This is a genomic window from Kitasatospora sp. NPDC048722 (assembly GCF_040650235.1).
In the GTDB taxonomy this organism is placed as follows: Bacteria; Actinomycetota; Actinomycetes; order Streptomycetales; family Streptomycetaceae; genus Kitasatospora.
Genome location: NZ_JBEZGX010000023.1, coordinates 22,517 through 47,347 on the forward strand (window position 1 = coordinate 22,517; position 24,831 = coordinate 47,347).

Annotated in this window: 24 protein-coding genes and 1 riboswitch; of the genes, 16 read left to right on the forward strand and 8 right to left on the reverse strand. The window is 71.8% G+C overall.

Annotated elements, in window-relative coordinates; genetic code table 11:
- Nucleotide 1 precedes the first annotated feature (1 nt).
- Nucleotides 2-1,039 carry a helix-turn-helix transcriptional regulator gene (locus AB0C76_RS18665; protein WP_359966093.1) on the forward strand — a complete coding sequence of 346 codons (1,038 nt, stop codon included), beginning with the start codon at nucleotides 2-4 and terminating at the stop codon, nucleotides 1,037-1,039.
- A gap of 101 nt (nucleotides 1,040-1,140) precedes the next feature.
- Here AB0C76_RS18665 and AB0C76_RS18670 read toward each other — a convergent pair whose 3' ends face one another.
- Complete coding sequence (locus AB0C76_RS18670; RefSeq protein WP_359966096.1) at nucleotides 1,141-2,103, reverse strand: zinc-binding dehydrogenase; 963 nt, start codon at nucleotides 2,101-2,103, stop codon at nucleotides 1,141-1,143.
- A gap of 136 nt (nucleotides 2,104-2,239) precedes the next feature.
- On the reverse strand, nucleotides 2,240-3,436 hold the full coding sequence (locus AB0C76_RS18675) for an NADP-dependent malic enzyme (RefSeq protein ID WP_359966099.1): 1,197 nt from the start codon (nucleotides 3,434-3,436) through the stop codon (nucleotides 2,240-2,242).
- Nucleotides 3,437-4,019: 583 nt separating this feature from the next.
- On the opposite strand from AB0C76_RS18675, the gene AB0C76_RS18680 reads away from it, so the two are divergent.
- The 5 genes from AB0C76_RS18680 to AB0C76_RS18700 all read left to right on the forward strand — a co-directional run bounded on the left by AB0C76_RS18680 (nucleotide 4,020) and on the right by AB0C76_RS18700 (nucleotide 8,832).
- On the forward strand, nucleotides 4,020-4,946 hold the full coding sequence (locus AB0C76_RS18680; RefSeq protein ID WP_359966102.1) for an ABC transporter substrate-binding protein: 927 nt from the start codon (nucleotides 4,020-4,022) through the stop codon (nucleotides 4,944-4,946).
- 427 nt (nucleotides 4,947-5,373) lie between these two features.
- Nucleotides 5,374-6,306: an ABC transporter substrate-binding protein gene (locus AB0C76_RS18685; RefSeq protein ID WP_359966105.1), complete on the forward strand. Its 933-nt coding sequence runs from the start codon at nucleotides 5,374-5,376 to the stop codon at nucleotides 6,304-6,306.
- Between the two features lie 120 nt (nucleotides 6,307-6,426).
- Nucleotides 6,427-7,317, forward strand: coding sequence for an amino acid ABC transporter permease (locus tag AB0C76_RS18690; protein ID WP_359966108.1), 891 nt, complete (start codon nucleotides 6,427-6,429; stop codon nucleotides 7,315-7,317).
- Nucleotides 7,314-8,108 (forward strand): amino acid ABC transporter ATP-binding protein, encoded by a 795-nt coding sequence (locus tag AB0C76_RS18695; RefSeq protein ID WP_359966111.1) that lies wholly within the window; start codon nucleotides 7,314-7,316, stop codon nucleotides 8,106-8,108. Before AB0C76_RS18690 ends, AB0C76_RS18695 begins: the two co-directional genes overlap by 4 nt.
- A gap of 124 nt (nucleotides 8,109-8,232) precedes the next feature.
- Entirely contained in the window at nucleotides 8,233-8,832 is a 600-nt protein-coding gene (locus AB0C76_RS18700; RefSeq protein ID WP_359966114.1) for a CGNR zinc finger domain-containing protein, read from the forward strand.
- Here the strand turns inward: AB0C76_RS18700 and sodX are convergent.
- Nucleotides 8,829-9,266 (reverse strand): nickel-type superoxide dismutase maturation protease, encoded by a 438-nt coding sequence (gene sodX, locus AB0C76_RS18705; RefSeq protein ID WP_359966117.1) that lies wholly within the window; start codon nucleotides 9,264-9,266, stop codon nucleotides 8,829-8,831. The two genes, AB0C76_RS18700 and sodX, sit on opposite strands and share 4 nt — an antisense overlap.
- A gap of 185 nt (nucleotides 9,267-9,451) precedes the next feature.
- Between sodX and sodN the strand changes: the two genes are divergently transcribed.
- The 8 genes from sodN to AB0C76_RS18745 all read left to right on the forward strand — a co-directional run bounded on the left by sodN (nucleotide 9,452) and on the right by AB0C76_RS18745 (nucleotide 15,788).
- Entirely contained in the window at nucleotides 9,452-9,847 is a 396-nt protein-coding gene (sodN, locus tag AB0C76_RS18710; protein ID WP_238865337.1) for a superoxide dismutase, Ni, read from the forward strand.
- A gap of 155 nt (nucleotides 9,848-10,002) precedes the next feature.
- Nucleotides 10,003-10,073: riboswitch (cobalamin riboswitch) on the forward strand.
- A 123-nt stretch (nucleotides 10,074-10,196) separates the two neighbouring features.
- Nucleotides 10,197-11,252, forward strand: coding sequence for an iron ABC transporter permease (locus AB0C76_RS18715; protein WP_359966120.1), 1,056 nt, complete (start codon nucleotides 10,197-10,199; stop codon nucleotides 11,250-11,252).
- On the forward strand, nucleotides 11,252-12,016 hold the full coding sequence (locus AB0C76_RS18720; protein ID WP_359966123.1) for an ABC transporter ATP-binding protein: 765 nt from the start codon (nucleotides 11,252-11,254) through the stop codon (nucleotides 12,014-12,016). Before AB0C76_RS18715 ends, AB0C76_RS18720 begins: the two co-directional genes overlap by 1 nt.
- Nucleotides 12,017-12,083: 67 nt before the next feature.
- Nucleotides 12,084-13,079 (forward strand): ABC transporter substrate-binding protein, encoded by a 996-nt coding sequence (locus tag AB0C76_RS18725; protein ID WP_359966126.1) that lies wholly within the window; start codon nucleotides 12,084-12,086, stop codon nucleotides 13,077-13,079.
- A gap of 77 nt (nucleotides 13,080-13,156) precedes the next feature.
- The gene (locus AB0C76_RS18730; protein ID WP_359966129.1) at nucleotides 13,157-13,540 is read left to right on the forward strand and encodes a nuclear transport factor 2 family protein; all 384 of its coding nucleotides are present in this window, start codon (nucleotides 13,157-13,159) and stop codon (nucleotides 13,538-13,540) included.
- Between the two features lie 10 nt (nucleotides 13,541-13,550).
- Nucleotides 13,551-14,027 (forward strand): GNAT family N-acetyltransferase, encoded by a 477-nt coding sequence (locus AB0C76_RS18735; RefSeq protein ID WP_359966131.1) that lies wholly within the window; start codon nucleotides 13,551-13,553, stop codon nucleotides 14,025-14,027.
- 185 nt (nucleotides 14,028-14,212) lie between these two features.
- Nucleotides 14,213-14,623, forward strand: coding sequence for an anti-sigma regulatory factor (locus tag AB0C76_RS18740; RefSeq protein WP_359966134.1), 411 nt, complete (start codon nucleotides 14,213-14,215; stop codon nucleotides 14,621-14,623).
- 286 nt (nucleotides 14,624-14,909) lie between these two features.
- Nucleotides 14,910-15,788 carry an RNA polymerase sigma factor SigF gene (locus AB0C76_RS18745; protein WP_329928156.1) on the forward strand — a complete coding sequence of 293 codons (879 nt, stop codon included), beginning with the start codon at nucleotides 14,910-14,912 and terminating at the stop codon, nucleotides 15,786-15,788.
- A 49-nt stretch (nucleotides 15,789-15,837) separates the two neighbouring features.
- Here the strand turns inward: AB0C76_RS18745 and AB0C76_RS18750 are convergent, their stop codons facing one another.
- Nucleotides 15,838-16,281 (reverse strand): hypothetical protein, encoded by a 444-nt coding sequence (locus AB0C76_RS18750; RefSeq protein WP_359966137.1) that lies wholly within the window; start codon nucleotides 16,279-16,281, stop codon nucleotides 15,838-15,840.
- Nucleotides 16,282-16,331: 50 nt separating this feature from the next.
- Between AB0C76_RS18750 and AB0C76_RS18755 the strand changes: the two genes are divergently transcribed.
- Complete coding sequence (locus AB0C76_RS18755) at nucleotides 16,332-17,303, forward strand: diacylglycerol kinase family protein (RefSeq protein ID WP_359966140.1); 972 nt, start codon at nucleotides 16,332-16,334, stop codon at nucleotides 17,301-17,303.
- Between the two features lie 370 nt (nucleotides 17,304-17,673).
- Entirely contained in the window at nucleotides 17,674-17,925 is a 252-nt protein-coding gene (locus AB0C76_RS18760; protein ID WP_014138019.1) for a WhiB family transcriptional regulator, read from the forward strand.
- 428 nt (nucleotides 17,926-18,353) lie between these two features.
- Here AB0C76_RS18760 and AB0C76_RS18765 read toward each other — a convergent pair whose 3' ends face one another.
- The 4 genes from AB0C76_RS18765 to AB0C76_RS18780 form a co-directional block, all read right to left on the reverse strand.
- A complete protein-coding gene (locus AB0C76_RS18765) occupies nucleotides 18,354-19,874 on the reverse strand; it encodes a PAS domain-containing sensor histidine kinase (protein ID WP_359966143.1) in 1,521 nt (506 codons plus the stop codon).
- A gap of 429 nt (nucleotides 19,875-20,303) precedes the next feature.
- Nucleotides 20,304-21,362: an SIS domain-containing protein gene (locus AB0C76_RS18770; protein WP_359966146.1), complete on the reverse strand. Its 1,059-nt coding sequence runs from the start codon at nucleotides 21,360-21,362 to the stop codon at nucleotides 20,304-20,306.
- 168 nt (nucleotides 21,363-21,530) lie between these two features.
- Nucleotides 21,531-22,841: an extracellular solute-binding protein gene (locus AB0C76_RS18775; RefSeq protein WP_359966149.1), complete on the reverse strand. Its 1,311-nt coding sequence runs from the start codon at nucleotides 22,839-22,841 to the stop codon at nucleotides 21,531-21,533.
- Nucleotides 22,842-23,273: 432 nt separating this feature from the next.
- On the reverse strand, nucleotides 23,274-24,827 hold the full coding sequence (locus AB0C76_RS18780) for a glycoside hydrolase family 3 protein (protein ID WP_359966152.1): 1,554 nt from the start codon (nucleotides 24,825-24,827) through the stop codon (nucleotides 23,274-23,276).
- Between the last annotated feature and the right edge of the window lie 4 nt (nucleotides 24,828-24,831).

Sequence of the window (24,831 nt, forward strand, 5' to 3'; positions counted from 1 at the left end):
GATGAGCCCCGTCTTCGGCCACGGCCGGCTGCGGCTCTACCTGCTGAAGCTGCTGGACGAGTCCCCGCGGCACGGCTACGAGGTGATCCGCCTCCTGGAGGAGCGCTTCCAGGGCCTCTACGCGCCCTCCGCCGGGACGGTCTACCCCCGGCTCGCCAAGCTGGAGCAGGAGGGCCTGGTCGCCCACAGCACCGAGGGCGGCCGCAAGGTGTACCGGCTCACCGATGCCGGTCGCACCGAACTGGCTGGCCGCCAGGCCGAGTTGGACCAGCTTGAGGTGGAGATCCACGACTCCGTGACGCAGCTCGCCGGGGCGATCCGCGAGGACGTCCGGGACAGCGCCAAGGACCTGCGCGAGGAGCTGTGGAACGCCGCGAAGGCGGCCCCCAGGCCGGACCGCGCCGAGGACGGGGACCCGTGGGCCGGGCCCTGGGGGGACAAGGAGTCCTGGCAGCGTGCCAAGGACGAGTTCGCCCAGTTCAAGCGCCAGGCCAAGGAGCAGGCCAAGCGGGCCAAGGACCAGGAGAAGGCCGCCAAGGCCAAGGCGAAGGCCGCCGAGGAGGAGGCCCGCCGGCTGCGCGAGCAGTCCAGGGCGGCCCGCACCGCGGCGCAGCAGGAGGCCCTGCGGATCAAGCGTCGGGTCGAGCAGCAGGTGCGCGAGCACGCCGCGAAGGGCGACTGGCCGACCGGGCTGGCCGAGGGCCTCTCGGAGCTGACCAAGGGGCTGGCCGGGCTGGCCGACGCGGCCCGCTGGGGCCACCCGGGCGCGGAGGCGCCCGCCGCACCGGCCGACCGGGTCACGGTGACCAGGATCGACCTGGACAAGGACGAGCCGGTCACCGCCCCGGCCGACCTGCCGCCGTGGGCGGCGACCGACCCGGCCGGCGACCCGGCCCGGGAGCTGGAGCGGCTGCTCGACCGCTTCCGCGACCAGGTCCGCGACGCGGCCCGGGACGGCGGGGTGACGCCCGAGGGGCTCGCCGAGGCGCGCTCGGTGCTCGGCGCGGCCGGCGAGCGGCTCAAGCGGCTGCTCGGCTGAGGCGGGACGGCCGTGCGACAGCACGGCAGGACCGGACGGGCCCGGCGCTTCTCGGGGGAGGGCGCCGGGCCCGTCCGCGCGCGGGGACGGGCCGAGGGACCCTACGGGTTGAGGACGATCTTGCCGAAGACGTCGCCCTTGGCGAGCCGGCCGAAGCCCTCCCGGGCCTCGGCCAGCGGCAGCACCGAGTCGATCACCGGCCGGACGCCGGAGGTCGCGCAGAGCGAGAGCAGCCCGGCCAGCTCCTCCTTGGTGCCCATGGTCGAACCGACCACCTTGAGCTCCAGGAAGAAGATGCGGTTGAGCTCGGCGGCCTTCGGGCTGGGGCCGGAGGTGGCACCGGAGATGACGATGGTGCCGCCCGGGCGCAGCGACTTCACCGAGTGCGACCAGGTGGCGGCGCCGACCGTCTCCATCACCGCGTCCACCCGCTCCGGGAGCCGGGCGCCGCTCTCGAACGCCGCGTCGGCGCCGAGCCCGACGGCACGCGCGCGCTTGGCCTCGTCCCGTCCGGTGACCCAGACCCGCAGGCCGGCCGCCTTGCCGAGGACGATCAGCGCGGTCGCCACCCCGCCGCCCGCGCCCTGCACGAGGACGGTGTCGCCGGGCTTCACCCCCGCGTTCGTGAACAGCATCCGGTAGGCCGTCAGCCAGGCCGTGGGCAGGCAGGCGGCCTCCTCGAAGCTGAGCTCGGCGGGCTTGGGCAGCAGGTTCCAGGTCGGGACGGCCACCCGCTGGGCGAAGGTGCCCTGGTAGCGCTCGGTGAGGATGGACCGGGGCTCGTCCGGCCCCACCCCGTGGCCGGACTGGCCGATCACCGAGTGGAGGACGACCTCGTTGCCGTGCTCGTCGATGCCGGCCGCGTCGCAGCCGAGGATCATCGGCAGCCGCTCGGCGGGCAGGCCGACGCCGCGCAGCGACCAGAGGTCGTGGTGGTTGAGGCTGGCGGCCTTCACGGTGACCACGCTCCACCCTGGGCGGGCCTGGGGCTCGGGGAGTTCGCCCAACTCCAGTCCGGAGAGCGGGTCGTCGGCGTCGATGCGGGCGGCGTAGGCAGCAAACATGCTCGGGACGATAGCCGCGACGGCCGGGGCCGGGAACCACGCGTGGGTGTGACGCGTGTCCCGGCCCCGGCCGTCTGGTTGTCCGATCGTCCTGCCGCACCGGTCGCCGGACCGGTCGCCGGACCGGTCGCCCGGCTCAGATCCGGGCGACGCCCTCGGCGCGCGCGGCCTCGGCGACGGCCTTGGAGACCGCCGGGGCGACCCGGTCGTCGAACGGCGAGGGGATGACCTTCTGCGGGGTCAGCTCGTCGGCGACGACGCCCGCGAGCGCCTTGGCGGCGGCCAGCTTCATGCCCTCGGTGATCCGGCTGGCCCGGACCTGCAGGGCGCCCGCGAAGATGCCGGGGAAGGCCAGCACGTTGTTGATCTGGTTCGGGAAGTCGCTGCGTCCGGTGGCGACGACGGCCGCGTACTTGTGCGCGACCTCGGGGTGGATCTCCGGGTTCGGGTTGGCCATCGCGAAGACGAACGCGCCCTCGGCCATCGTCGCGACGACCTCCTCCGGCACGGTGCCGCCGGAGACGCCGATGAACACGTCGGCGCCGGACAGCGCGTCGGCCAGCGAGCCCTTGAGGCCGGAGCGGTTCGTCAGCGCCGCGATCTCGGCCTTGACGTCCGTCAGGTCGCCGCGGCCCTCGTGGACCACGCCCTTGCGGTCGCAGACCGCGACGTCGCCGATGCCGGCCGCGAGCAGCATCTTGGCGATGGCGATGCCGGCCGCGCCGGCGCCGGAGATGACGGCCCGCAGCGAGCCGACCTCCCGGCCGGTCACCTTGGCGGCGTTCCACAGGGCGGCGGTGGTGACGATCGCGGTGCCGTGCTGGTCGTCGTGGAAGACCGGGATGTCCACGGCCTCCTGCAGCCGGCGCTCGATCTCGAAGCAGCGAGGGGCGGAGATGTCCTCCAGGTTGACGCCGCCGAAGGAGGGCGCCAGCCGGACCACGGTCTCGACGATCTCGTCCACGTCGGTGCAGGCGAGCGCGATCGGCACCGCGTCGACGCCGCCGAACTGCTTGAACAGGATCGCCTTGCCCTCCATCACGGGCAGCGAGGCCTGCGGGCCGATGTCACCGAGGCCGAGCACCGCGGTGCCGTCGGTGACCACGGCGACCGTGTTGGACTTCCAGGTGTAGTCGTTCACCAGCTCCGGCTGCTCGGCGATGGCCGTGCAGACCCGTGCGACACCCGGGGTGTAGGCGAGGGACAGGTCGTCCGCGTCGCGCACCGGGACGGTCGCCCGGATCTCCATCTTGCCGCCGCGGTGCAGTGCGAAAACGGCGTCGACCGGATCGTCGGTGTCCTGGGTGCTGCTGTGGATGATCTCCGCTGCCACGATGACCTCTTCGTCATTGATCTGGCGAGGACGCGCGGCCGACGGACGGAGCGACCCCGTCCGGAAACCGGAAACCGGGTACGCCGAAGCGGACCCGGGGCGGGGCCGGGGCGCTGCGTCGGGCGGCGCCCTCGGATGAGGGTTTTATGGGGTCTTTTGAAAGTCCGCGTCGTACTACCGGGCGAGCGTAAGTCGGACGAAGGCGTTGCACCTGTGCCTTTTCGTCCTCGTCACGAGCCGTTCATCGCCGCGCTGTCGCGTCACGGGCCCGGCTTCGGAAGCGCCGGGCTCCGGCGGCGGCAACGGCGATGACGCGCGTACACCCGCGGGAGTGAACGCAGACACGGAGGGGAGCAGGTGTTCCGGATACGGAGCCGCGTGAGGACTTCCGTTCCTGAGCACCCCGAGCCTGTCGGGACTCGGCGGTCTGGTTCGCGTTCGGGGGTCACCCGGTACCGAATTCTGACACACCCGCCCACCGGCCCGGCAGGGCGGGATGACAGGATCGCTTGTCCGCCATCCGCCGTACACCACCACGGCACCCTGGCGACCGCACAGACCTCCCACAGGAGCAACCACCCTCATGCACCACCGCACCCGTTCCCGAAGCTCCGCCGTCGCCGGCGCCGCCCTGGCCGTCACCGGAGCCCTGCTGTTGACCGGCTGCAACGACGGCGGACAGGCCGCCGCGAAGGACCCGGTCCAGGAGATCCGCGCCAAGCTCCCGAAGGCCCAGCGCTCCGCCGGCGCGCTGCGCGTCGGGATGGACGTGAACTACGCGCCGGTCGAGTTCCGCGGCCCCGACGGCAAGCCGGCCGGCCTGGACCCGGACATCGCCACCGCACTGGGCAAGATCCTCGACGTGCGGGTCGAGCTGGTCGACACCCCGTTCGACAAGCTGATACCGAGCCTCCAGTCCAAGCAGTACGACTTCGCGATGTCCGCACTGAGCGACATCCAGAAGCGCCGCGAGGGCCTGGACGACAACGGCAAGCAGGTCGGCCCCGGCGTCGACTTCGTGGACTACTTCATCGCCGGCACCTCGATCGTCGTCCCCAAGGGCAACCCCAAGGGCATCAAGACCCTGGACGACCTGTGCGGCCGCACGGTGGCGCTCCAGCAGGGCACCACGCAGGACGAGATCATCACCCGTCAGGTGGCCGTCTGCGCACGCACCGGCCGCCAGCTGACCCCCCACAAGTTCGACAGCGACACCAAGGCGCTGGCCGAGGTCGCCTCCGGCGCCGCGGCGGCCGGCGTCAACGACTTCCCGGTGGCCGCGTACGCGGCGAAGACCACCGACGGCGGCAACCGCTTCGAGGTGACGGGCGCGCAGTCCACGTCCAACCCGTACGGGATCGCGTTCCGCAAGGGCGACGACGAGCTGCGCGACACCCTGGCGAAGGCCGTCGACCAGCTCATCCGCAGCGGCGAGTACGACAAGATCCTCGCCAAGTGGGGCGTCCAGGCGGGCGCGGCCCAGAACGCGGTGGTCAACGGCGGCATCTGACGGCGGCATCGAAAAGGGGCGGCGGGCCTCCCGGCGCAGCGCAGAGGGATCTGCATACTTATACGCAGGGTGACAGGGACAAGGGAATCGTCCGAATAGCGGGCAGCGTGACCCCTCGTTATCCGATTTTGATCTGAATGAGGGCCTTCCGACCGTCATCAGATGGCAGGATTCCCCCCATCTCGGATCGAGCCGGCCACTGGTCGAGGCGGTTCGGTCAACGTCCACCTCGGCGGAGGGTGGCGGAAGCAGTACCCAAGCTTCACCCTGGACACCCCCGGTCCAGGCGCACGACCCGGCCCTGCCCGTACGACGACGTACAGCGCCGTGTGTGTACCCGTACAGCGCCGTACGGCCTTGCTGCCCCGGTGCGCCGCTTCCCGCGGCGCGCTCCGCCCGACCTCTCCCTCAGGAGGAGATCCCCCTCATGACCGCCCGTACCCAGCGCACCCGCCTCCTCGCGGTCGGCGCCGTCGCCGCGTCCCTGACCCTCGGCCTCACCGCCTGCGGCAGCAGCGGTTCCTCCAGCGGCTCCTCGACCGGCGCGAACGCGAGCGCCACGGTCCCGGCCGTGTCCGCCGACCCGTCGCTGGCCGCCCTCGTCCCGGCCGACGTCAAGTCCGCGGGCAAGATCGTCGCCGCGACGGACGCGTCCTACGCGCCCAACGAGTTCAAGGACGACAAGGGCAACATCGTCGGCATGGACGTCGACCTGGCCACCGCGATCGCCACGAAGCTGGGCCTGACCGTCGACGTGCAGAACGCCACGTTCGACTCGATCATCCCGGGCATCACGGGCAAGAAGTACACCCTCAGCATGAGCTCCTTCACCGACACGAAGGAGCGCGAGGCCACGGTCGACATGGTCACGTACTTCAACGCCGGCACGGGCGCCGCGGTCAAGAAGGGCAACCCGGACAAGATCGACCCCAAGGACCTGTGCGGCAAGAAGGTCGCCGTCCAGACCGGCACCACCCAGGCCGACTCGATCAAGGACACGATCAACCCCGCCTGCGTCAAGGCCGGCAAGCCCCCCGTCCCGAACGACGGCGACAAGTTCGACCTGCAGACGGACGTCACCCAGGCGCTGGTCTCCGGCCGCGACCAGGTCATGCTGGCCGACTCCCCGGTCGTCGACTACGCGATCAAGCAGACCAACGGGCAGCTGGAGAAGGTCGGCGACGTCACCGACACCGCCCCGTACGGCGTCGTGCTCGCCAAGAACTCGGACCTGACCAAGGCGGTCCAGGGCGCCGTCCAGTCCCTGATGGCGGACGGCACGTACAAGAGCATCCTGGAGAAGTGGGGCGTCCAGGCGGGCGCGATCGACAAGCCCGTCGTCAACGGTGCCACCAGCTGAACCCGCTCTTCTGAACACAACCCCTGAGGCCACACAGTGAACCCTTCCGACCAGGGGTCGGTGCCCCCGGGACGGCCTGAGACCATCAAGGCCGTCCCGGTCCGCCACCCCGGACGCTGGGTGGGAGCAGCCGTCGTCGCCGTCCTCGCGGCGATGCTGATCCACGCCCTCATCACCAACAGCCAGTTCCAGTGGGACGTCGTCGGGAAGTACCTCTTCGACTCCTCGATCACGCACGGCCTCGGCGTCACGCTCGAACTGACCTTCCTGTCCATGGCGATCGGCATCGCCGGCGGCATCACGCTGGCGATCATGCGCCTGTCGCCGAACCCGGTGCTCTCCAGCACGGCGTGGTTCTACATCTGGGTCTTCCGCGGTACCCCGGTGCTGGTCCAGCTGCTGTTCTGGAACTTCCTGGGCTCGCTCTGGGCCAACATCTCCATCGGCATCCCGTTCGGCCCGGCCTTCTGGTCCGAGCCGACCAACCAGGCGATCCCGCTGTTCGTCGCGGCGCTGCTGGGCCTCGGCCTCAACGAGGCCGCGTACATGGCCGAGATCGTCCGCGGCGGCATCCAGTCCGTGCCGCTCGGCCAGACCGAGGCCGCGCACGCGCTGGGCATGAGCCAGTTCAAGACCATGCGGCGGATCATCCTGCCGCAGGCGATGCGCGTGATCATCCCGCCGACCGGCAACGAGACCATCTCGATGCTGAAGACCACCTCGCTGGTCTCGGCGATCTCGCTGGAGGAGCTGCTCCGGGCCGGCCAGAACATCTACTCGCGCACCTTCCAGACCATTCCGCTGCTGCTCGTCGTCAGCATCTGGTACCTGCTGATGACCTCGATCCTCACCGTGGGCCAGTACTACGTCGAGCGCCACTACGCCCGCGGCGCCAACCGCGCGCTCCCGCCGACCCCGCTGCAGCGACTGCGGCGGCTGTTCGCCGGCAAGCCCGTTCCGCCGGCCGGGAACGACGTGGTCCCGGGCATCGAGGGAGGCGGTCACGTATGACCGATCTGACCAAGACCACCGACTCCCGGCCCGTGCCGATGGTCGAGGCGCAGGGCGTGCGCAAGTCCTACGGCCTCGTGGAGGTGCTCAAGGGCATCGACCTGGAGGTGCGCAAGGGCGAGGTGTTCGTCCTCGTCGGCCCCTCCGGGTCCGGCAAGTCGACCTTCCTGCGGTGCATCAACCACCTGGAGAAGATCAACGGCGGCTTCCTCTCGGTCGACGGCGAACTGGTCGGCTACCGGATGAAGGGCGACCGGCTCCACGAGCTGAAGGAGAGCGAGGTCGCGCAGAAGCGCCGGGACATCGGCATGGTGTTCCAGCACTTCAACCTGTTCCCGCACATGACCGCGCTCGAGAACGTCATGGAGGCGCCGGTCCAGGTCAAGGGCGAGTCCAAGGCCGAGGCGCGCGAGCGCGGCATGGCCCTGCTGGAGCGGGTCGGCCTGTCCGACAAGGCGAAGAGCTACCCGTCACAGCTGTCGGGCGGCCAGCAGCAGCGCGTCGCGATCGCCCGCGCGCTGGCCATGAAGCCCAAGCTGATGCTCTTCGACGAGCCCACCTCGGCGCTCGACCCGGAGCTCGTCGGCGAGGTGCTGGACGTCATGCGCGGCCTCGCCGAGGAAGGGATGACGATGATCGTCGTCACCCACGAGATGGGCTTCGCCCGTGAGGTGGGCGACGCGCTGGTGTTCATGGACGGCGGCGTGGTCGTCGAGTCCGGCAACCCCCGCGACGTCCTCTCCAACCCGCAGCACGACCGCACCCGGTCCTTCCTCTCGAAGGTCCTCTGAGCGTGCGCTGAGCGAGCAACCCTTGGCGCCCGGCAGGCCGGTCCTGCCGGGCGCCGCCGTTTTCCCGATCCGGGTAATAGGCTGGAAGCAATCAGCCCGTTACCGAACCCCTGGAAGGACCGCCGTGGAGCTCGCCTCCTACGCCGATCTCGCCGTTCGGCTGGTGAACACCGAGGAACCCGAGCGCGGCACCGACACGCTGACCTCGGTGGACGCCGTGCGCGCCCTGTTCTCCGAGTCCTCTCGCGCCGCCGCCCTGGCCGACGAGTCCGACCTGCCCCGTCTGCGGGCGGTGCGGACCAGGCTGCGCGGGGTCTTCGAGGCCGCCGCCGAGGGCGACGAGGTACGTGGCGTCGACCTGCTGAACAGCCTGCTCATGGAGTACCCCGTCAGCCCGCTGGTCTCCGGCCACGACTACCTCGACGACGCCGGCCGGCCGCGCTGGCACCTGCACCTCGCCGACAACTCGCCCACCGCCACCGCGCACTTCAGCGCCGTCGCGTGCATGGGCCTGGCCGTCCACCTCACCGAGCTCGGCGCCGACCGGCTCGGGATCTGCCAGGCCGCGCCGTGCCGCAACGCCTACCTCGACACCTCCACCAACCGCTCCCGGCGCTACTGCTCGGACCGGTGCGCCACGCGCGCCAACGTCGCGGCCTACCGGGCCCGCAAGCGCCAGGAGGCCCAGGACGCGGCGCTCGGACCGCAGCAACTGCAGGCCTAGAGCCCGGCGTCCACCCAGACGCCGAGGCGGCGGGCCAGCCCCGGGACCCGGGCCAGCCGGGGGGTCAGCAGCAGTCGCTCCAGCCGGCGCCCGGGCGCCAGCCAGGCCGGGCGCGGGCGCAGCCGCAGCAGCACCCGGCCGAGCACGAGCTCGTCCGGGACCGCGCCGTAGCTGCGGCTGTCGCTGTCGACCGGCCGGTTGTCGGAGAGCAGCCACCAGCCGTTCGCCCGGCGCTCGGCCGCCCGCTTGACCACCAGCAGGTCCTGCTGGAACGGGTGTCGGAAGAGCACGACCGCGCCCGGGCGGATCCGCGCGCCGTACCGGACCAGCAGTTGGTCGCCCTCGCGCAGGGTCGGGACCATCGACGGTCCCACCACGTCGACCAGCCCGAACGGCACCGTGCCCGCCCGTACGCCGTCCCCCGGTTGCGTCATCCGCGCCACCACTCCTCCTCCCGGCCGCCGCGTCCCAGTGTGCCGTACGGACCGTCACCTGTCCGATGTCCGGATTACCCCGGTTCCGGATCGGCCTTTTGCCCTAGGCCCACCGCCCGATCGCGAAACCGGGAGGCCGGAAGGGTAGTCTCGGGCGCGGGAAGACGATCTAAGGAAGGACTCCCATGTTCTCTCGTCTGTTTGCACCGCGCGCCACCGCCCACGCCCACTGCGACCTGCCCTGCGGTGTTTACGACCCGGCGCAGGCCCGGATCGAGGCCGAGTCGGTCAAGGCCACCCAGGAGAAGTACCAGGCCAACGAGGACCCGCACTTCCGCGCCCGCGCCATCATCATCAAGGAGCAGCGCGCCGAGGCCGTCAAGCACCACATCTCGGTGCTGTGGAGCGACTACTTCAAGGCCCCGCACTTCGAGAAGTACCCGCAGCTGCACCAGCTGATCAACGACACCCTGAAGGCCGCCTCGGCCACCAAGGCGTCCACCGACCCGGCCACCGGCCAGGCCCTGCTGGACCTGATCGCCGAGGTCGACAAGATCTTCTGGGAGACCAAGCAGGCCTGAGCCTGACGCGTCGCCACGTCGAAAGCCCCCGCCCGGACCGCCGGGCGGGGGCTTTCGCGTGTCCGGGCCGTGCGTTCACGTCCGTTCATCTCCGTACACATACTTGTAAGGACCGCAGCGACCTAGTGGCTGTTATGCTGCCAAGGCGTCCGAGGGAGAAGTCCGGTGTGAATCCGGCGCTGACCCGCAACGGTGAGCGCGGCCCCGCGGCCGTGCCAGCCCGATCGCCCCCGGTCGCCGAACTCCCGACAACTCGCCGAGGACTGCGAGGGGATGGCGCCCGGGGCCCGCACCCGGCCGGCGCCGGCCCCGGCACACCCACGGCCCGAGGCAAGGCACCCGAAAGAACGTGAGCAGCCCGCCGGACTCCCGCCGCACACCCACCGCGCCCCTCGCCATCGGCCTGGCCGCCGCCCTGCTGCTCTCCCTCGTGTGCGGCGTGGCCCTCGGCTCCGCCGAGCTCGGCTGGTCACGCGTCCTGCGGCTGCTGGGCGCCGGACTGACGGGCGGTCGGCTGGAGGCCGGGGAGGCCGCCGCGTACGCGATCGTCTGGGAGATCCGGCTGCCGCGCACCGTCCTGGCCGCCGTGGTCGGCGCCGGGCTCGCCGCCACCGGAGTCGCCGTGCAGGCCCTCGTGCGCAACGCCCTCGCCGACCCGTTCGTCCTCGGCGTCTCCTCCGGCGCCGCCGTCGGCGCCAACGCCGTCCTGCTGCTCGGCGCCTTCGCCTCGCTCGGCGTGTGGGCGATCTCCGCCTCCGCGTTCGGCTCCGCACTGATCGCCATGGTGCTGGTGTACCTGGCCGCGCGCACCGCCTTCGGACTCACCCCGCTGCGCCTCGTGCTCACCGGCACCGCCCTCTCGTACGGCTTCTCCGCGCTGACCGCGCTCATGGTCTTCGCCGCCGCCCGCGGCGAGGCCGCCCGAGACGCCATGATGTGGCTGCTCGGCAGCCTCGGCGGCGCGACCTGGGGCTCGGTGCCGATCGCAGCGGCCACCGTGCTGGCCGGAATCGCCCACCTCGTCTGCGCCGCGGGGCGGTTGGACGCACTGGCCATGGGCGACGAGACCGCCGCCTCGCTCGGCGTCGCCCCCGACCGGCTGCGCCGCGAGCTGTTCGTGGTGACCGCCGCCGTCACCGGCACGGTCGTCGCCGTCAGCGGGGCGATCGGCTTCGTCGGACTGATGGTCCCGCACCTCGCGCGGATGCTGGTCGGTGCCGGGCACCGCCGGGTGCTGCTGGTCGCGCCGCTCGCCGGGGCGCTGCTGCTGGTCTGGGTGGACATCGTCTCGCGCACCCTGCTCGCCCCCGCCGAACTACCCGTCGGGGTGGTCACCGCGGTGCTCGGGGTGCCCTGCTTCCTGCTGCTGATGCGCCGTCGCGGCCACGCACTCGGAGGCCGCTGATGGACCTCGCCCTCGACGCCCTCTCGGTGGAGCTGGCCGGCACCCGGCTCGTCCACGACGTCGCCCTGGAGGCCTCCGCCGGACAGGTGGTGGGGCTCGTCGGGCCCAACGGCAGCGGGAAGTCGACGCTGCTGCGCTGCGTCTACCGGGCGCTGCGGCCCGCCGCCGGGGCCGTCCTGGTGGACGGCGACGACCTGCACGCGCTCGCCCCGCGCGAGGCCGCCCGGCGGGTGGCCGCGCTGCCGCAGGAGCACTCCGCCGAGTTCGACTTCACGGTGGCCGAGGTGGTCGCCATGGGCCGGCTGCCGCACCGGCGGGGCTTCGGCGGCCCCTCGGACGGCGACCTCGGGCGCTGTGCGGAGGCGCTGCGCCGGGTCGGCGCAGGGCACCTCGCCGAGCGCGGCTTCCTGAGCCTGTCGGGCGGCGAGAAGCAGCGCGTGCTGATCGCCCGCGCGCTCGTCCAGGAGCCGCGCCTGCTGGTGCTGGACGAGCCCACCAACCACCTCGACATCGGGCACCAGCTGGAGGTCCTGGCGCTCGTCCGCGCGGCCGGGCCGACGGTGCTCACCGCGCTGCACGACCTCAACCTGGCGGCCGGGCACTGCGACCTGCTGTACGTCCTGCGGGCCGGGCGGATCGTCGCCTCGGGGCCGCCCGCCGAGGTGCTCGAACCCGGGCTGCTCGCCGAGGTGTTCGGCGTCCGGGCCACCCCCGTGCGGCACCCGGGGACCGGGGCCGTCCACCTGCTCTTCGACCGGCCCTGACCGGCCCTGACCGGCCCTGCCCCGCTCCGACCAGACATCACCCGTTCATCGACCCCGAGGAAACCCCTTGCGCACCAAGGCCGTTGCCGCCACCGCCCTGCTCGCCCTGGGACTCACCGCCTGCGGCGCCGAGATCGCCCCGGGCGGCGGGGCCACCGCCGCGTCCGCCCACTACCCGGTGACCGTCGACAACTGCGGCACGAAGCTCACCTTCCCGCACAAGCCCGCCCGCACGGTCACCTACGACGTCGGCATCACCGAGCTGATGCTCTCCCTCGGCCTCGCCGACCGGATGGCCGGCTACGTGATGCCCGACGACAAGGGCCGGATCGACCAGGTGGCCTGGAAGGACGGCTACCAGCGGACCGCGTGGCTCTCCAGGGCACAGATCACCAAGGAGGTCGTGCTCGACGCCGAGGCCGACCTCGTCCTCGCCGGCTGGCACTACGGCTACGACGAGGGCCGCGGCTTCACCCCGGAGGCGCTCAAGGCCGTCGGCGTCGCCTCGTACGTGCTCACCGAGTCCTGCCGCAGCGGCAAGGGCACCGAGCGCGGCGTGATGTCCCCGCTGGACGCGCTCTACACCGACCTGGCCAACCTCGGCGAGATCTTCGACGTCAAGGACCGGTCCGACAAGCTGATCGCCGACTTCAGGGCGCAGGTCGCCGCCGTCCCGCAGCCCGAGCACCGGCCGTCCGTCTTCCTGTACGACAGCGGACAGGACAAGCCGTACACCGCCGGGAGGTTCGCCGCGGCCGACGAGATCATCACGAAGGCCGGCGGGCGCAACGTGATGGGCGACGTCGCCGACTCCTGGATCACCAGCGGGTGGGAGAGCGTCGTCCGGCGCGACCCCGAGGTGATCGTCATCAACGACTACGGCGACACCGGCGCGGACGCCAAGCGGGCGTTCCTGAAGTCCTTCCCGCCGCTGGCCGGGGTCTCCGCGATCAGGAACGACCGGATCTTCGTCCTGGACTACGCCGACCTCGTCGAGAGCCCGCGCAACCCGGCCGCGATCACCGCGCTCGCCGCGTACCTGCGCGGCGGGCAGGCAGGCTGATCCGCCCCGCCCCGACCCTCCGGCCGGGCGTACGCTCGGAGTACGAACCGACGGACCCCGACCGGAGGAGCGACATCATGACCACCATGGCGGCGCCGACGGCCTTCGACGCCCGCGCCCTGCGCGAGGGCATCGAGCGCAGCGACGCCGGGATCCTGCTCGCGCTGTACGCCGAGGACGCGGAACTGCGCGTCGTCGACCACCGGACCCAGCCCAGTCATCCCCTGGTGATGCACGGGCGGGAGGAGATCGGCGCCATGCTGAACGACGTCTACGGGCGCGAGATGACCCACACGCTGGAACAGGTGGTCGTCCAGGGAGACCACGTCGCCTTCATGGAGTCCTGCCGCTACCCCGACGGCGTGCGGGTGCTGATGTCCTCCATGGCCGACCTGCGGGACGGGCGGATCGTCGACCAGACCTCCGTCCAGGCCTGGGACGAGCCCGGTCCCGGCCAGTAGGCTCGGCCGCATGATCCGTACCGCCGTCCCCACCGACGTCCCCGTCATCCGCGCCATGATCCGCGAACTGGCGGAGTACGAGAAGGCCCCGCACGAGGCGGTGGCCACCGACGAACAGCTGCACGACGCACTGTTCGGCCCCGCACCGGCGCTGTTCGGCCTGATCGCCGAGGACGACACCACCGGCGAGCCGGTGGGCTTCGCGGTCTGGTTCCTCAACTTCTCCACGTGGCGCGGCACCCACGGGATCTACCTGGAGGACCTGTACGTCCGCCCGGAGTCCCGCGGCGGCGGCCACGGCAAGGCGCTGCTGCTGGAGCTGGCGCGGATCGCGGTGAAGCGCGGCTACTCGCGGGTGGAGTGGTCGGTGCTGGACTGGAACGAGCCCTCGATCGACTTCTACAAGTCGCTCGGCGCGGTGGCGATGGACGAGTGGACCGTGTACCGGCTCACCGGCGACGCGCTCGCCGCCGCCGGGAGCCGCTGAGAAAGCGCTGAGAATGCGCTGATCAGCTGCCCCGAACCCCTGCCACCCTGCGTCGCGATGCCTTACCATGAGTAACTCCCGCACCGGTATCGCGGCAGACCCCCCGGAGGGGGTACAAACGGGGTGCGAACAGGGGTACCACCAGAGGTACCAAGCAAGCACAGCGCGTCACCCAGGAGGCAAGGGTGTCCCAGATCGACAGCGATCTCGGAGTTCAGGACTTCGTGGAGGTCCGGCTGCCCGCGGCGGGGGCCTACCTCTCCGTGTTGCGCACCGCGACGGCCGGGCTGGCCGCCCGGCTCGACTTCACGCTGGACGAGATCGAGGACCTGCGGATCGCGGTGGACGAGGCCTGCGCCATCCTGCTCCAGCAGGCGGTGCCAGGCTCCGTCCTCTCGTGCGAGTTCCGCCTGGTCGGCGACTCGCTCAAGGTGACCGTCGCCGCACCGACCACCGACGGCAAGGCGCCCGAGCGGGACACCTTCGCCTGGACGGTCCTCTCCGCCCTGGCCGGCGAGGTGGACTCCTCGGTGGACGAGGACAACACCGTCTCGATCAGCCTGCACAAGAAGCGCGGCGGTTCGGCCGCCCACTAGCCGGCCGCGCCGGCAGCGCCGCCGGCAGCACCGCGCACAAGGGCCGTCGGCCGGCACCCCGACCCGGGGCCGGCCCGACGGCGCCCGGTACCGCCCACCACGCGGTACGACCACAGAGACGAATCCGGGGCCGAGGGCCCCGGTGCTCCCGGAACGGAACGGGGGAATGGCCGTGAGTGATCTGGACCGTACCGGCCTCGCGACGGCGGGCCCTGCCGTACCGACCCAGGCGAGCGTTCCCGGCCTCGCCGCCAACGACGAAGCGCACCCGAAGGACGCCCACCGGATGAGCCAGCCGACCGAGCCGACGTCTGAGCCGACGCCCGCCTCCCCGACCCCGCCCGAGCCGGCGGACGGGGCCGCGGACCTGCACGGCGCCGTGCCCGCCCAGGGCTCGCACCGCACCGGCGCGCCCGACCGGGAGGCCGCCCGGGCGCTGTTCGTGCGACTGTCCGCGCTGCCCGAGGGCTCCCCGGAGCGCGTCGAGCTGCGCAACCAGCTGGTGCGCATGCACATCCCGCTGGTCGAGCACCTGGCCCGGCGCTTCCGCAACCGCGGCGAGCCGCTGGACGACCTGACCCAGGTCGCCACCATCGGACTGATCAAGTCGGTGGACCGCTTCGACCACGAGCGCGGGGTCGAGTTCTCGACCTACGCGACGCCGACCATCGTCGGCGAGATCAAGCGCCACTTCCGCGACAAGGGCTGGGCGGTCCGGGTGCCGCGCCGGCTCCAGGAGCTGCGGCTGTCGCTCACGACGGCGACCAGCGAGCTCTCCCAGCGGCACGGCCGCTCCCCCACGGTGCACGAGCTGGCCGAGCACCTGGGCATCTCGGAGGAGGACGTCCTGGAGGGCCTGGAGTCCGCCAACGCGTACTCCACGCTGTCGCTGGACGTCCCGGACAGCGACGACGAGTCCCCGGCCGTGGCGGACACCCTGGGCGCCACCGACGAGGCCCTGGAGGGCGTCGAGTACCGCGAGTCGCTCAAGCCGCTGCTCGCCCAACTGCCGCCCAGGGAACAGAAGATCCTGGTGCTGCGGTTCTTCCGCAACATGACCCAGTCGCAGATCGCCGCCGAGGTGGGGATCTCGCAGATGCACGTGTCCCGGCTGCTGGCCCGCACGCTGGCCCAGCTCCGGGAGAAGCTCCTGGTCGAGGAGTAGAACGGCCGGCCGCTCGACGAGCGGCCGGCCGTCCGGCGGTCCTGCGCGCTCAGCCCTCGTGCTCGGCGTACAGGACCGCCGTCGTCTTCGGGCTCAGCAGCGCGACGATGCCCGCGAGTCCGAGCACGCCGACCAGCACGCCGACGCCGATCATCGCGCCGCCGCTCTTGACCATGTAGTAGGCGACCGGCAGGCAGATCGAGTTGGTCAGCACCGCCGGACTGCGGCCCCAGCGGCGCCCCTTGAGCAGCGCCAGGGCGGCCAGCACCGGCAGCACGCCCAGCAGCACGATGACCGCGCCGCCGAACTCGTTCAGGGCGAGCTGCTTGGCCTGGCCCGACAGCGCGGACACCATGTCCGAGACGCCGACGACGGCCAGCGCGGCGCCCTCCAGGGCGGTGATGGCGGCACCGGCGGTCAGGGCGACCGGGCGGGCGCGGCCGGCCGCGGGCGCGGACGCCGGGGGTACGGGGGCGGAGGATTCTGCGGTCACTCCAGCAGGGTAGCGGCCGGTTGGTCCGTACCGACCCGTAGGCTTTCCCCATGCGTGCTCTCCTGGTCGTGAACCCGAAGGCCACCACCACCAGTGGCCGCACCAGGGACGTACTGATCCACGCCCTGCGCAGCGACCTCAAGCTGGATGTGGCGGAGACCGCGTACCGCGGCCACGCCCGCGACCTGGCCCGCGAGGCCGCGGAGGACGGCACGGTCGACCTGGTGGTGGCACTGGGCGGCGACGGGACCGTCAACGAGGTGGTGAACGGGCTGCTGTCGCACGGCCCGGGCGAGAAGGTCCCGCGACTGGCCGTGGTGCCGGGCGGTTCGACCAACGTGTTCGCCCGCGCGCTGGGCCTGCCCAACGATCCGGTGGAGGCCACCGGGGCGCTGCTGAACGCGCTGGAGCACGGGCGCGAGCGCCCGATCGGCCTGGGCAAGGCGATGACCGACGGACTGCCGGACCGCTGGTTCACCTTCACCGCCGGCCTCGGCTTCGACGCCGGTGTGGTCGGCCGGGTCGAGGAGCAGCGCAGGGCCGGGCGCAAGTCCACCCACGCCCTCTACGTCGGCCAGGCGATCCGGCACTACATCACCCAGCGTGAGCAGCGCCGTTCCGGCCCGGTGGCCCTTCGCCTGCCGGGCCACGAGGCCGTTCCGGGCCTGGTGCTGGCGATAGTCAGCAACACCTCGCCGTGGACGTTCCTGGGCAACCGCCCGGTCTACCCCTCGCCGCTCGCCTCCTTCGACACGGATCTCGACGTCTTCGGCATCACCCGGATGACCGCGTTCGGTACGGCTCGAACGGTCCGTCAGATCCTGCGGTCGTACGCGCCTTCGAGTGACGGCGCCCCGTCGGCCGGCCCCTCCGGGAAGCACGTCGTCTCCTACCACGACGTCAGGCACTTCACCTTGGTTTCAGAGGAACCAGTGCCATTTCAGGTCGATGGGGACCATCTTGGAGACAGGAGTCGCGTCAGTTTCACAGGCGTACGGCGGGCACTGCGTGTGATTGTGTGACCGGAAGTGGGGTTCGCCCTTCTTCTCGAACGCACAAGCCCCCTTCACTCCATAGAAGTACGGGCTGTGAGCTAGGCGACACCGAAGAATCAAAAATTCCTCCCCGAAGGGGGTTGTATCCGAGCCCGAGGTTTGCGAACCTCTACATGGCGATCGGGACACATCGCAGCGACGGCAACCTCAGCACCTGACGGAGGCCGACCGCGGGGTGTCCCTCGAATCGCCGAATCCCTCCCCAGCACAGACCACCCGGGCCCGGCGGGCCTTTGGTCTCTTTTGCTGTTGCGGGATTCGTGAAAGCGTTCACATTCACAAGCCATCGATTATGCCGATCAGGGCCACCCCCGTCGGCAGGAGGAGTTGGACGACCATGGACTGGCGCCACCGCGCTGTCTGCCGCGAAGAGGACCCGGAGCTGTTCTTCCCGATCGGGAACACCGGTCCTGCTCTGCTGCAGATCGAGGAAGCCAAGGCCGTGTGCCGCCGCTGTCCGGTCATGGAGCAGTGCCTGCAGTGGGCTCTTGAGACCGGCCAGGACGCCGGCGTCTGGGGCGGCATGAGCGAGGACGAGCGTCGCGCGATGAAGCGCCGTGCCGCCCGCAACCGCGCCCGCACCGCCTGATCACACGCCGTAGTACCAGCAGTGACCGCAGTACCGATCAACACATGATCAAAGGCTTCCCTGCAGTTCCTGGTGAAGCCTTCCGCACAAAGGACCTTGCCCGGCAAAGTCCTGCGACACCGGTCCGTCCAGCCACTTGATACTGTTCACTTAGAGCAATATTGTGGAGCTGAGGCGCTCACCGTGTGCAACGCACCGAGCGGTGTCGCATCACCCAGAGCCCCCGTTCCGGCCGACTCCCCCCGACGGCCGGAACGGGTTGAGAGGCCCTGTCGACCCACCCCCCCCGGTCGACAGGGCCTCGTTTCTGTTTCCGCACCCGTTGCCGGCTACAGCTGGGGCGCGCGGAGTGCGCACCCGGCGCGTCGGCCGGACGCGCGCCCCGACTCGCACCACAACGCATCGACGCACCGGGTCGGCGGACCGGGTCAGGGCACCGGGATCTCCAGGATCACCTTGGTGCCGCCGTTCGGCCCGGCCACCATGTCGAAGGTGCCGCCCAGCTCGCCGGTGGCGAGCGTGCGCACGATCTGCAGACCGAGGTTGCCCGCCGTCTGCGGGTCGAAGCCCTCGGGCATGCCCCGGCCGTCGTCCTGCACGGTGATCAGCAGGTACTCCTCCGGCCGGGCTCCGCCGTTCCAGCTGTCCGACCAGCCCATGCCGGTGGCCGGGGCGCGGCCGCGCAGCGCGCTGACCTCCAGGTGGCCGGAGGCGCTCGGACCGAAGGCGTGCTCCAGCGCGTTCTGCAGCAGCTCGGTCAGCACCATCGACAGCGGGGTGGCGACCTCGGCGGACAGGATGCCGAAGCTGCCGCTGCGGCGGGTCTCCACCCGGCCGTCCTGGGACAGCTCCATCACCATCGCGAGCACCCGGTCGGCGATCTCGTCGAAGGCCACCTGCTCGTCGAGCGCCTGGGAGAGCGTCTCGTGCACGATCGCGATCGAGCCGACCCGGCGCACCGCCTCGTCCAGGGCGGCCCGGCCGGCCTCCGACTCCATCCGGCGCGACTGAAGCCGCAGCAGGGCCGCGACGGTCTGCAGGTTGTTCTTCACCCGGTGGTGGATCTCCCGGATGGTCGCGTCCTTGGTCATCAGTTCGCGGTCGCGGCGCCGCAGTTCGGTGACGTCCCGGCAGAGCACGAGCGAACCGGTCAGCGCGCCCTTGGGCTTGAGCGGGATCGCCCGCAGGGTCACCACTCCCCCCTGCGCCTCGATCTCGGTCTGCCGCGGCGCCCAGCCGCTCGCCAGCTTCACCAGCGCCTCGTGCACGGCCGCGCGCGACGGCGGGACGAGGTCGGCGGTGGCGCGGCCGAGGTGGCTGCCGACCAGGTCGGTGGTGAGGCCGAGGCGGTGGTAGGCCGAGAGCGCGTTGGGGCTCGCGTAGGTGACGATGCCGTCCGCGTCGAGGCGGATCAGGCCGTCGCCGACGCGCGGGGCGGCGTCCATGTCGACCTGCTCGACACCCGGGTACGGGAAGCTGCCGGCGGCGATCATCTGGGCGAGGTCGGAGGCGCTCTGCAGGTAGGTGAGCTCAAGCCGGCTGGGGGTGCGGACGGTCAGCAGGTTGGTGTTGCGGGCGATGACGCCGAGGACCTTGCCCTCGCGCCGCACCGGGATGGACTCGACCCGGACGGGCACCTCCTCGCGCCACTCCGGGTCGCCCTCGCGCACGATCCGGCCCTCGTCGAAGGCGGCGTCCAGCAGCGGGCGGCGGCCGCGCGGGACGAGGTGGCCGACCATGTCGTCCTGGTAGGAGGTCGGGCCGGTGTTGGGCCGCATCTGGGCGACCGAGACGTACCGGATGCCGTCCCAGGTGGGGATCCACAGCACGAGGTCGGCGAAGGAGAGATCCGACAGCAGCTGCCACTCCGAGACGAGGTTGTGGAGCCAGTCCACGTCGGCCCCGGTCAGGGTGGTGTGGCGGCGGACGAGTTCGTTCAGCGAGGGCACATGGCGAGGGTATCGCCGCCGGGCGGGCGGGGGCGCGGCGGACCGGGGAGCGGACCGGCCGGCCCCGCACCGGCCCCCGGGAGTTGTTTAGACCAATTTGCCGAGCGGCCTGGACAACCGAGATTGGTCTAGTCCACAATGGAAGGGCACCAAGGAGAGGCCCACCGCGCAACTGCCCTGACCGCGCGCGGCCGCTCCTCGGTCGGACGCCGGCGAGCGAGGACCCCGCACAGTTCTCGGTCGACCCCGGCGCCCGACGACAGCTCCGGGCTGCGGTGCCGCATGGGTTGAGGGTCCCGTGTCGGCGCCGTGGCCCGTAGTGCTTTCCGGGTGCGGTGCCCCGGAAGCCCCGACCATGTTCCGCCGCTCAAAGAGCCGGCCCCCGTCCACAGGCTGTGGACGGGGGCCGGCTCTGCTGTCGGGCGGGCGTCAGTGGGTCTCGGTGACCTTGGCCAGCGCACGGGGGGCGTCCGGGTCCTGGCCGCGGGCGATGGTGACCTCGTAGGCCAGCAGCTGCAGGGGCAGGATCTCCAGGATCGGCTGCACCTCCTCGGGCACGCCGGCCGGCAGCGCGAAGCCCGCCGAGGCCACGTCCACCTGCGCCTGCTGGCCGATGACGACCAGGTCCGCGCCGCGGCCGCGCAGGCGGTCCAGCACGGGCTGGAGGGCCTCGCCGCCCTTGCCGTCCGGAACGATCGCGATGACCGGCGAGACGTTGTCCACCATGGCCAGCGGGCCGTGCAGGAGGTCGGCGCCGGAGAACGGGGAGGCCGGGATGTAAGTGGTCTCCATGAGCTTCAGCGCCGCCTCGCGGGCGGTCGGGTAGCCGTAGCCGCGCGAGGTGATGACCAGGCGCTGGGCGAAGCGGTAGCGCTCGGCCAGGGCCCTCACCTCGGCCTGGCGGGCCAGGACGCCGGCGGCCAGGGCCGGCAGCTCCTTGGCGGCCGAGCCGTCGCCGCCGCGCAGGCCCTCGACCAGCAGGTACAGCGCCAGCAGCTCGGCGGTGTAGGTCTTGGTCGCGGGCAGCGCCTTCTCCGGGCCGGCCAGCACGTCGATGTGGAACTCGGAGACCTCGGCCAGCGGCGAGGCGGCGTTGTTGGTGACGGCGAGCGTGATCGCGCCGGCCTCGCGGGCGGCCTTGGTGGAGGCCACCAGGTCCGGCGAGCCGCCGGACTGGCTGACCGTGATCACCAGGCAGTCGGTGAGGTCCGGCGTGGCGCCGTAGGCGGTGGTGGTGGACATCGAGGTCAGGCCGGCCGGCTTGCCGAGCAGGATCTCGATCAGGTACTTGGCGTACAGCGCCGCGTTGTCGGACGTGCCGCGCGCGGTCAGCAGGACGAAGCGCGGGTTGCGGCCGGCGATCTCGGCCGCGACCTCGCGGATCTTCGGGGCGCCCTCGTCGAGGATGCGCTGGAGGACGGCCGGCTGCTCGGCCATCTCCGCCGCCATGATCCGGCCGGGGACGGAAACAGTCTGCGTGTCGGACATCTGGATGTGCCTCCGATGAGTGGTTCGACCCCACTCGGGCCTGAATGCCCGGCGGGGACCTCTACGGCGGCGAGTCCGCACACTCGCTGCGGTGATTCCTGCCGCAATCCTACGGGGGCGGAAGCCCGCCTGCTCGCCCCGGTCCCGGGCCGGCAGGCGGGCGGCGCCTCAGGACGGGTTGTTGATCAGCTGGTCGATCGCCGCGTCGGCGTCCTTGGTGGCCTGGTCCACCGACTTGCCCTTGAGGATCGCGGTCAGCATGTCCGGGATGATCTTCTGCTTCTCGACCGCGCCCCAGCCCGGGGCCAGCGGGGTGAACCAGGCGTCCGGCACCGCGTTGGCCGCGGCGGCGGTGTTGGGCCGGCTCTTGAGCGGGTTCAGCTGGGTGAGGTTGTTCGGCAGGATGTCCTTGTCGGCGAGCGCCTGCTGCGACTTGGTGCCGGTGAACATCCGGATCCAGTCGGTGGCCAGCGCGACCTGCTGGGACTTCGCGGTGACGGCGAGGTCCGAGCCGCCGATGAAGGTGGGCAGCGGCTTGCCGTCCGGGCCCGGCATGGTGGCCACCTTGACGGCGTCCTTGAGGGTCGGGTCGCCGGTGCCCGGCGCGATGACACTGGCCGCCTCGTAGCCGTTGCCGTAGAACGCCGCGGTGCGCCCGCGGGCCATCGACTCGTACTGGTTCTGCTCGTTGGCCGAGAGGTCGCCCTTGTTGTACTTGCGGACCAGGTCGGCGAAGTGGGCGATGCCCTGCTGGGACTTGGCGTCGTGCAGGGTGCCGTGCCAGTTGCCCGAGCTGTCGAACTTGGCGATGCTGCCGCCGGCCGCGGCCACGTAGCTCATCGCCGCGTACCAGTACGGTCCCGGCAGGTAGAGCGGGGAGTAGTTCCTGTCCGCCTTGTTCCTGTCCGCGATCCTGTCGAGGGCGGCCGTCAGGTCCGTCTCGGTCTTCGGGAAGTCGGCGCTGCCGGTGGCCTGCTGGAAGGCGGTCGCGTTGTAGATGGCGACCCGGGCGCCGGCGTAGTAGGGCACGCACCAGAGCTTGTCCTGGTAGGTGCAGGTGTTGGCGAGCGCCTTGATCCAGCTGTCGGAGTTGTCGAAGGTGGTCCGGTCGACCGCGGACAGCGCGCCGGACAGCACGTACTTCATCGTCTCGGTGTTGCCGAGCTCGACCACGTCGGGGGCGTTGCCGTCGGCGATCGCCTTGTCGAGCTTGCCGACCTTGTCCGCCCAGCCCTGGTAGGCGAGCCGCAGGGTGACCTTCGGGTACTTCGCCGCGAAGTCGTCGTTGACCCGCTGCACCAGGTCGGGCCAGTTCTTCTGGGCGTCGTCCATCAGCCAGACGGTGACGGTGCCGGTCGCGTTCCTCGGGTCGGCGGCGGAGCTGCCGGCGTCCCCTGCCGGTCCACCGGACGAGGAACAGGCCGTCAGGCCGACCGCCAGGGCCAGGATCCCGAACGTCGACACGAGCTGACGCTTCATCACGCCATCCTCCGAGGGTGCTAGAGCCGTTGGTGCCCGCCGGCAGCGTGATGGCGCCCGCAGCGGAGGGTCCGGGCAGGGGCGTAGAGCTTCGGGGAGGGCCGATACCACGTCCGGCGAGGTCGAATCTCGAACCGGATGGAGTGGACTCTGGCCTAGACCAATGGTGGTGTCAACGGCCAAATGCCTTTCCCGTCAAGGCCGTTGCAGAGCTGTTGTACCGCGAAGCATTCCCGTGGCGATCAGTCGCGCCCTCGTCACCCTAAGTAGAGCTTAAGGCGGATTTAAGGCTCTCTTGAGAGAGCACGGTCATGTGCGCGCCGTCACCGGTCGACGCCGGGGAAAACGGGACGGGCCCGCCATGCGACATGCGCATGACGGGCCCGTCGGCCGACGTCCCCCGGGCCCGGCCGGTGACGTCCTCGCGGGGGTTCAGCCGACCGCTCCCGGCTGGCCGGTGAGCACCTCGACGGCGGCCAGCCCGCAGACCCGGGCGGCGCCGTGGGTGGCGATGTGCAGTGCGCCGACCGGCTCGGACTGGGGCAGGCCCATCTCGACCACGGCGGCGTCCGGACGGGCCGCCACGAGGCGGCCGAGCACGGCCGACATCCAGGCGTGCCGGTGCGCGTCGCGCACCACCAGCACCATGCGGCGGCCCTCCGCGCCCGCCACCAGCTCGGCGACCAGCGCGTCCAGCAGCTCCGGAGCGGCCTCGGCCGCCGATACCTCGCGGGTGCGGGTGCCGGGGAAGCGGTCCGCCAGCATCCCGGCCACGCCCCACGGGGTGACGTCGCCGACGGCGATGTTCGGCTCGTCCGAGAACGAGGCGACGAACGGGCGCTCGGTCACCGGCAGCACCTCGCGGCCCGGCGCCCGCACCACCCGCAGCGCCCGGCGGGCGGCCCGCAGGCCCACCGCCAGGTCCGGCTCCGGCCGCTCGCCCTGGGCGGAGATCCGGCCCCAGCTGCCGAGCGCCCGCACCCGGGCGGCGGCGTCCGCGAGCCGCTCCTCGGCGAGGCGCCCGGCCCGCACGCCCGCCACGATGGCGTCGCGCAGCATCAGCACGGTCTCCTCGTCGGCGAGGCCGCCGCCGACGCAGATCGCGTCCGCGCCGGCCGCCAGGGCCAGCACCGTGCCCTCGCCCATGCCGAAGGTGTCGGCGATCGCGCCCATCTCGATCGCGTCGCTGACGATCAGGCCCTGGTAGCCGAGGCCGCCGTCGGCCGGGGCCGCGCGGAGCAGGTCGCGCAGGACGGTCGGGCTGAGCGTGGCCGGCAGCTTCGGGTCCAGCGCCGGGATCATGATGTGGGCCGTCATGACGGCCTTCGTGCCGGCCGCGATGGCCGCCTGGAACGGGATCAGGTCGCGGGCGCGCAGCACGTCCAGGTCGACGTCGATGACCGGCAGGCCGTGGTGCGAGTCGACGGCGGTGTCGCCGTGGCCGGGGAAGTGCTTGGAGCAGGCGGCCACGCCGGCCGACTGCAGGCCCTCCACCCAGGCGGCGGTGTGCCGGGCGCACAGCTCCGGGTCGGCGCCGAAGGAGCGCACGCCGATGACCGGGTTGCGCGGGTTGGAGTTGACGTCCGCGGTGGGCGCCCAGTTGTAGTTGACGCCGGCCGCGGCCAGCGCCCGGCCGAGCTCCCGGGCGACGTCCCGGGTCAGCGCCGGGTCGTCGATCGCGCCGAGGGCGAGGTTGCCGGGCCAGGACGAGCCGGAGCCCGCCTCCAGCCGGGTGACGTCCCCGCTCTCCTCGTCGATGGCGATCAGGAGGTCGGGGTTCTCCGCCCGCAGCGCCCGGGTGAGGGCGGACAGCTGGTCGAGGTCGACCACGTTGCGGTCGAACAGGGCGACCGAGCCGAGCCCGGCGGCGAGGTGGCGGCGCAGCCACTCCGGCGGCTCGGTGCCGACGAAGCCGGGCTGCAGGACGGTCAGCGCGTCGCGGTGCAGCTGGTCGCTGTCGGCGACGGTGGGGACGAGGATGCTCACGGTT

Excerpts from the sequence above, each read along its gene's own strand:
- AB0C76_RS18770 (WP_359966146.1), bottom strand. The coding sequence starts at position 21,362 with ATGTCCGACACGCAGACTGTTTCCGTCCCCGGCCGGATCATGGCGGCG.
- AB0C76_RS18755 (WP_359966140.1), top strand. The coding sequence starts at position 16,332 with ATGCGTGCTCTCCTGGTCGTGAACCCGAAGGCCACCACCACCAGTGGC.
- AB0C76_RS18735 (WP_359966131.1), top strand. The coding sequence starts at position 13,551 with ATGATCCGTACCGCCGTCCCCACCGACGTCCCCGTCATCCGCGCCATG.
- AB0C76_RS18665 (WP_359966093.1), top strand. The coding sequence starts at position 2 with ATGAGCCCCGTCTTCGGCCACGGCCGGCTGCGGCTCTACCTGCTGAAG.
- AB0C76_RS18670 (WP_359966096.1), bottom strand. The coding sequence starts at position 2,103 with ATGTTTGCTGCCTACGCCGCCCGCATCGACGCCGACGACCCGCTCTCC.
- AB0C76_RS18745 (WP_329928156.1), top strand. The coding sequence starts at position 14,910 with ATGAGCCAGCCGACCGAGCCGACGTCTGAGCCGACGCCCGCCTCCCCG.
- AB0C76_RS18760 (WP_014138019.1), top strand. The coding sequence starts at position 17,674 with ATGGACTGGCGCCACCGCGCTGTCTGCCGCGAAGAGGACCCGGAGCTG.
- AB0C76_RS18695 (WP_359966111.1), top strand. The coding sequence starts at position 7,314 with ATGACCGATCTGACCAAGACCACCGACTCCCGGCCCGTGCCGATGGTC.
- AB0C76_RS18730 (WP_359966129.1), top strand. The coding sequence starts at position 13,157 with ATGACCACCATGGCGGCGCCGACGGCCTTCGACGCCCGCGCCCTGCGC.
- sodN (WP_238865337.1), top strand. The coding sequence starts at position 9,452 with ATGTTCTCTCGTCTGTTTGCACCGCGCGCCACCGCCCACGCCCACTGC.
- AB0C76_RS18775 (WP_359966149.1), bottom strand. The coding sequence starts at position 22,841 with ATGAAGCGTCAGCTCGTGTCGACGTTCGGGATCCTGGCCCTGGCGGTC.
- sodX (WP_359966117.1), bottom strand. The coding sequence starts at position 9,266 with ATGACGCAACCGGGGGACGGCGTACGGGCGGGCACGGTGCCGTTCGGG.
- AB0C76_RS18680 (WP_359966102.1), top strand. The coding sequence starts at position 4,020 with ATGCACCACCGCACCCGTTCCCGAAGCTCCGCCGTCGCCGGCGCCGCC.
- AB0C76_RS18685 (WP_359966105.1), top strand. The coding sequence starts at position 5,374 with ATGACCGCCCGTACCCAGCGCACCCGCCTCCTCGCGGTCGGCGCCGTC.
- AB0C76_RS18720 (WP_359966123.1), top strand. The coding sequence starts at position 11,252 with ATGGACCTCGCCCTCGACGCCCTCTCGGTGGAGCTGGCCGGCACCCGG.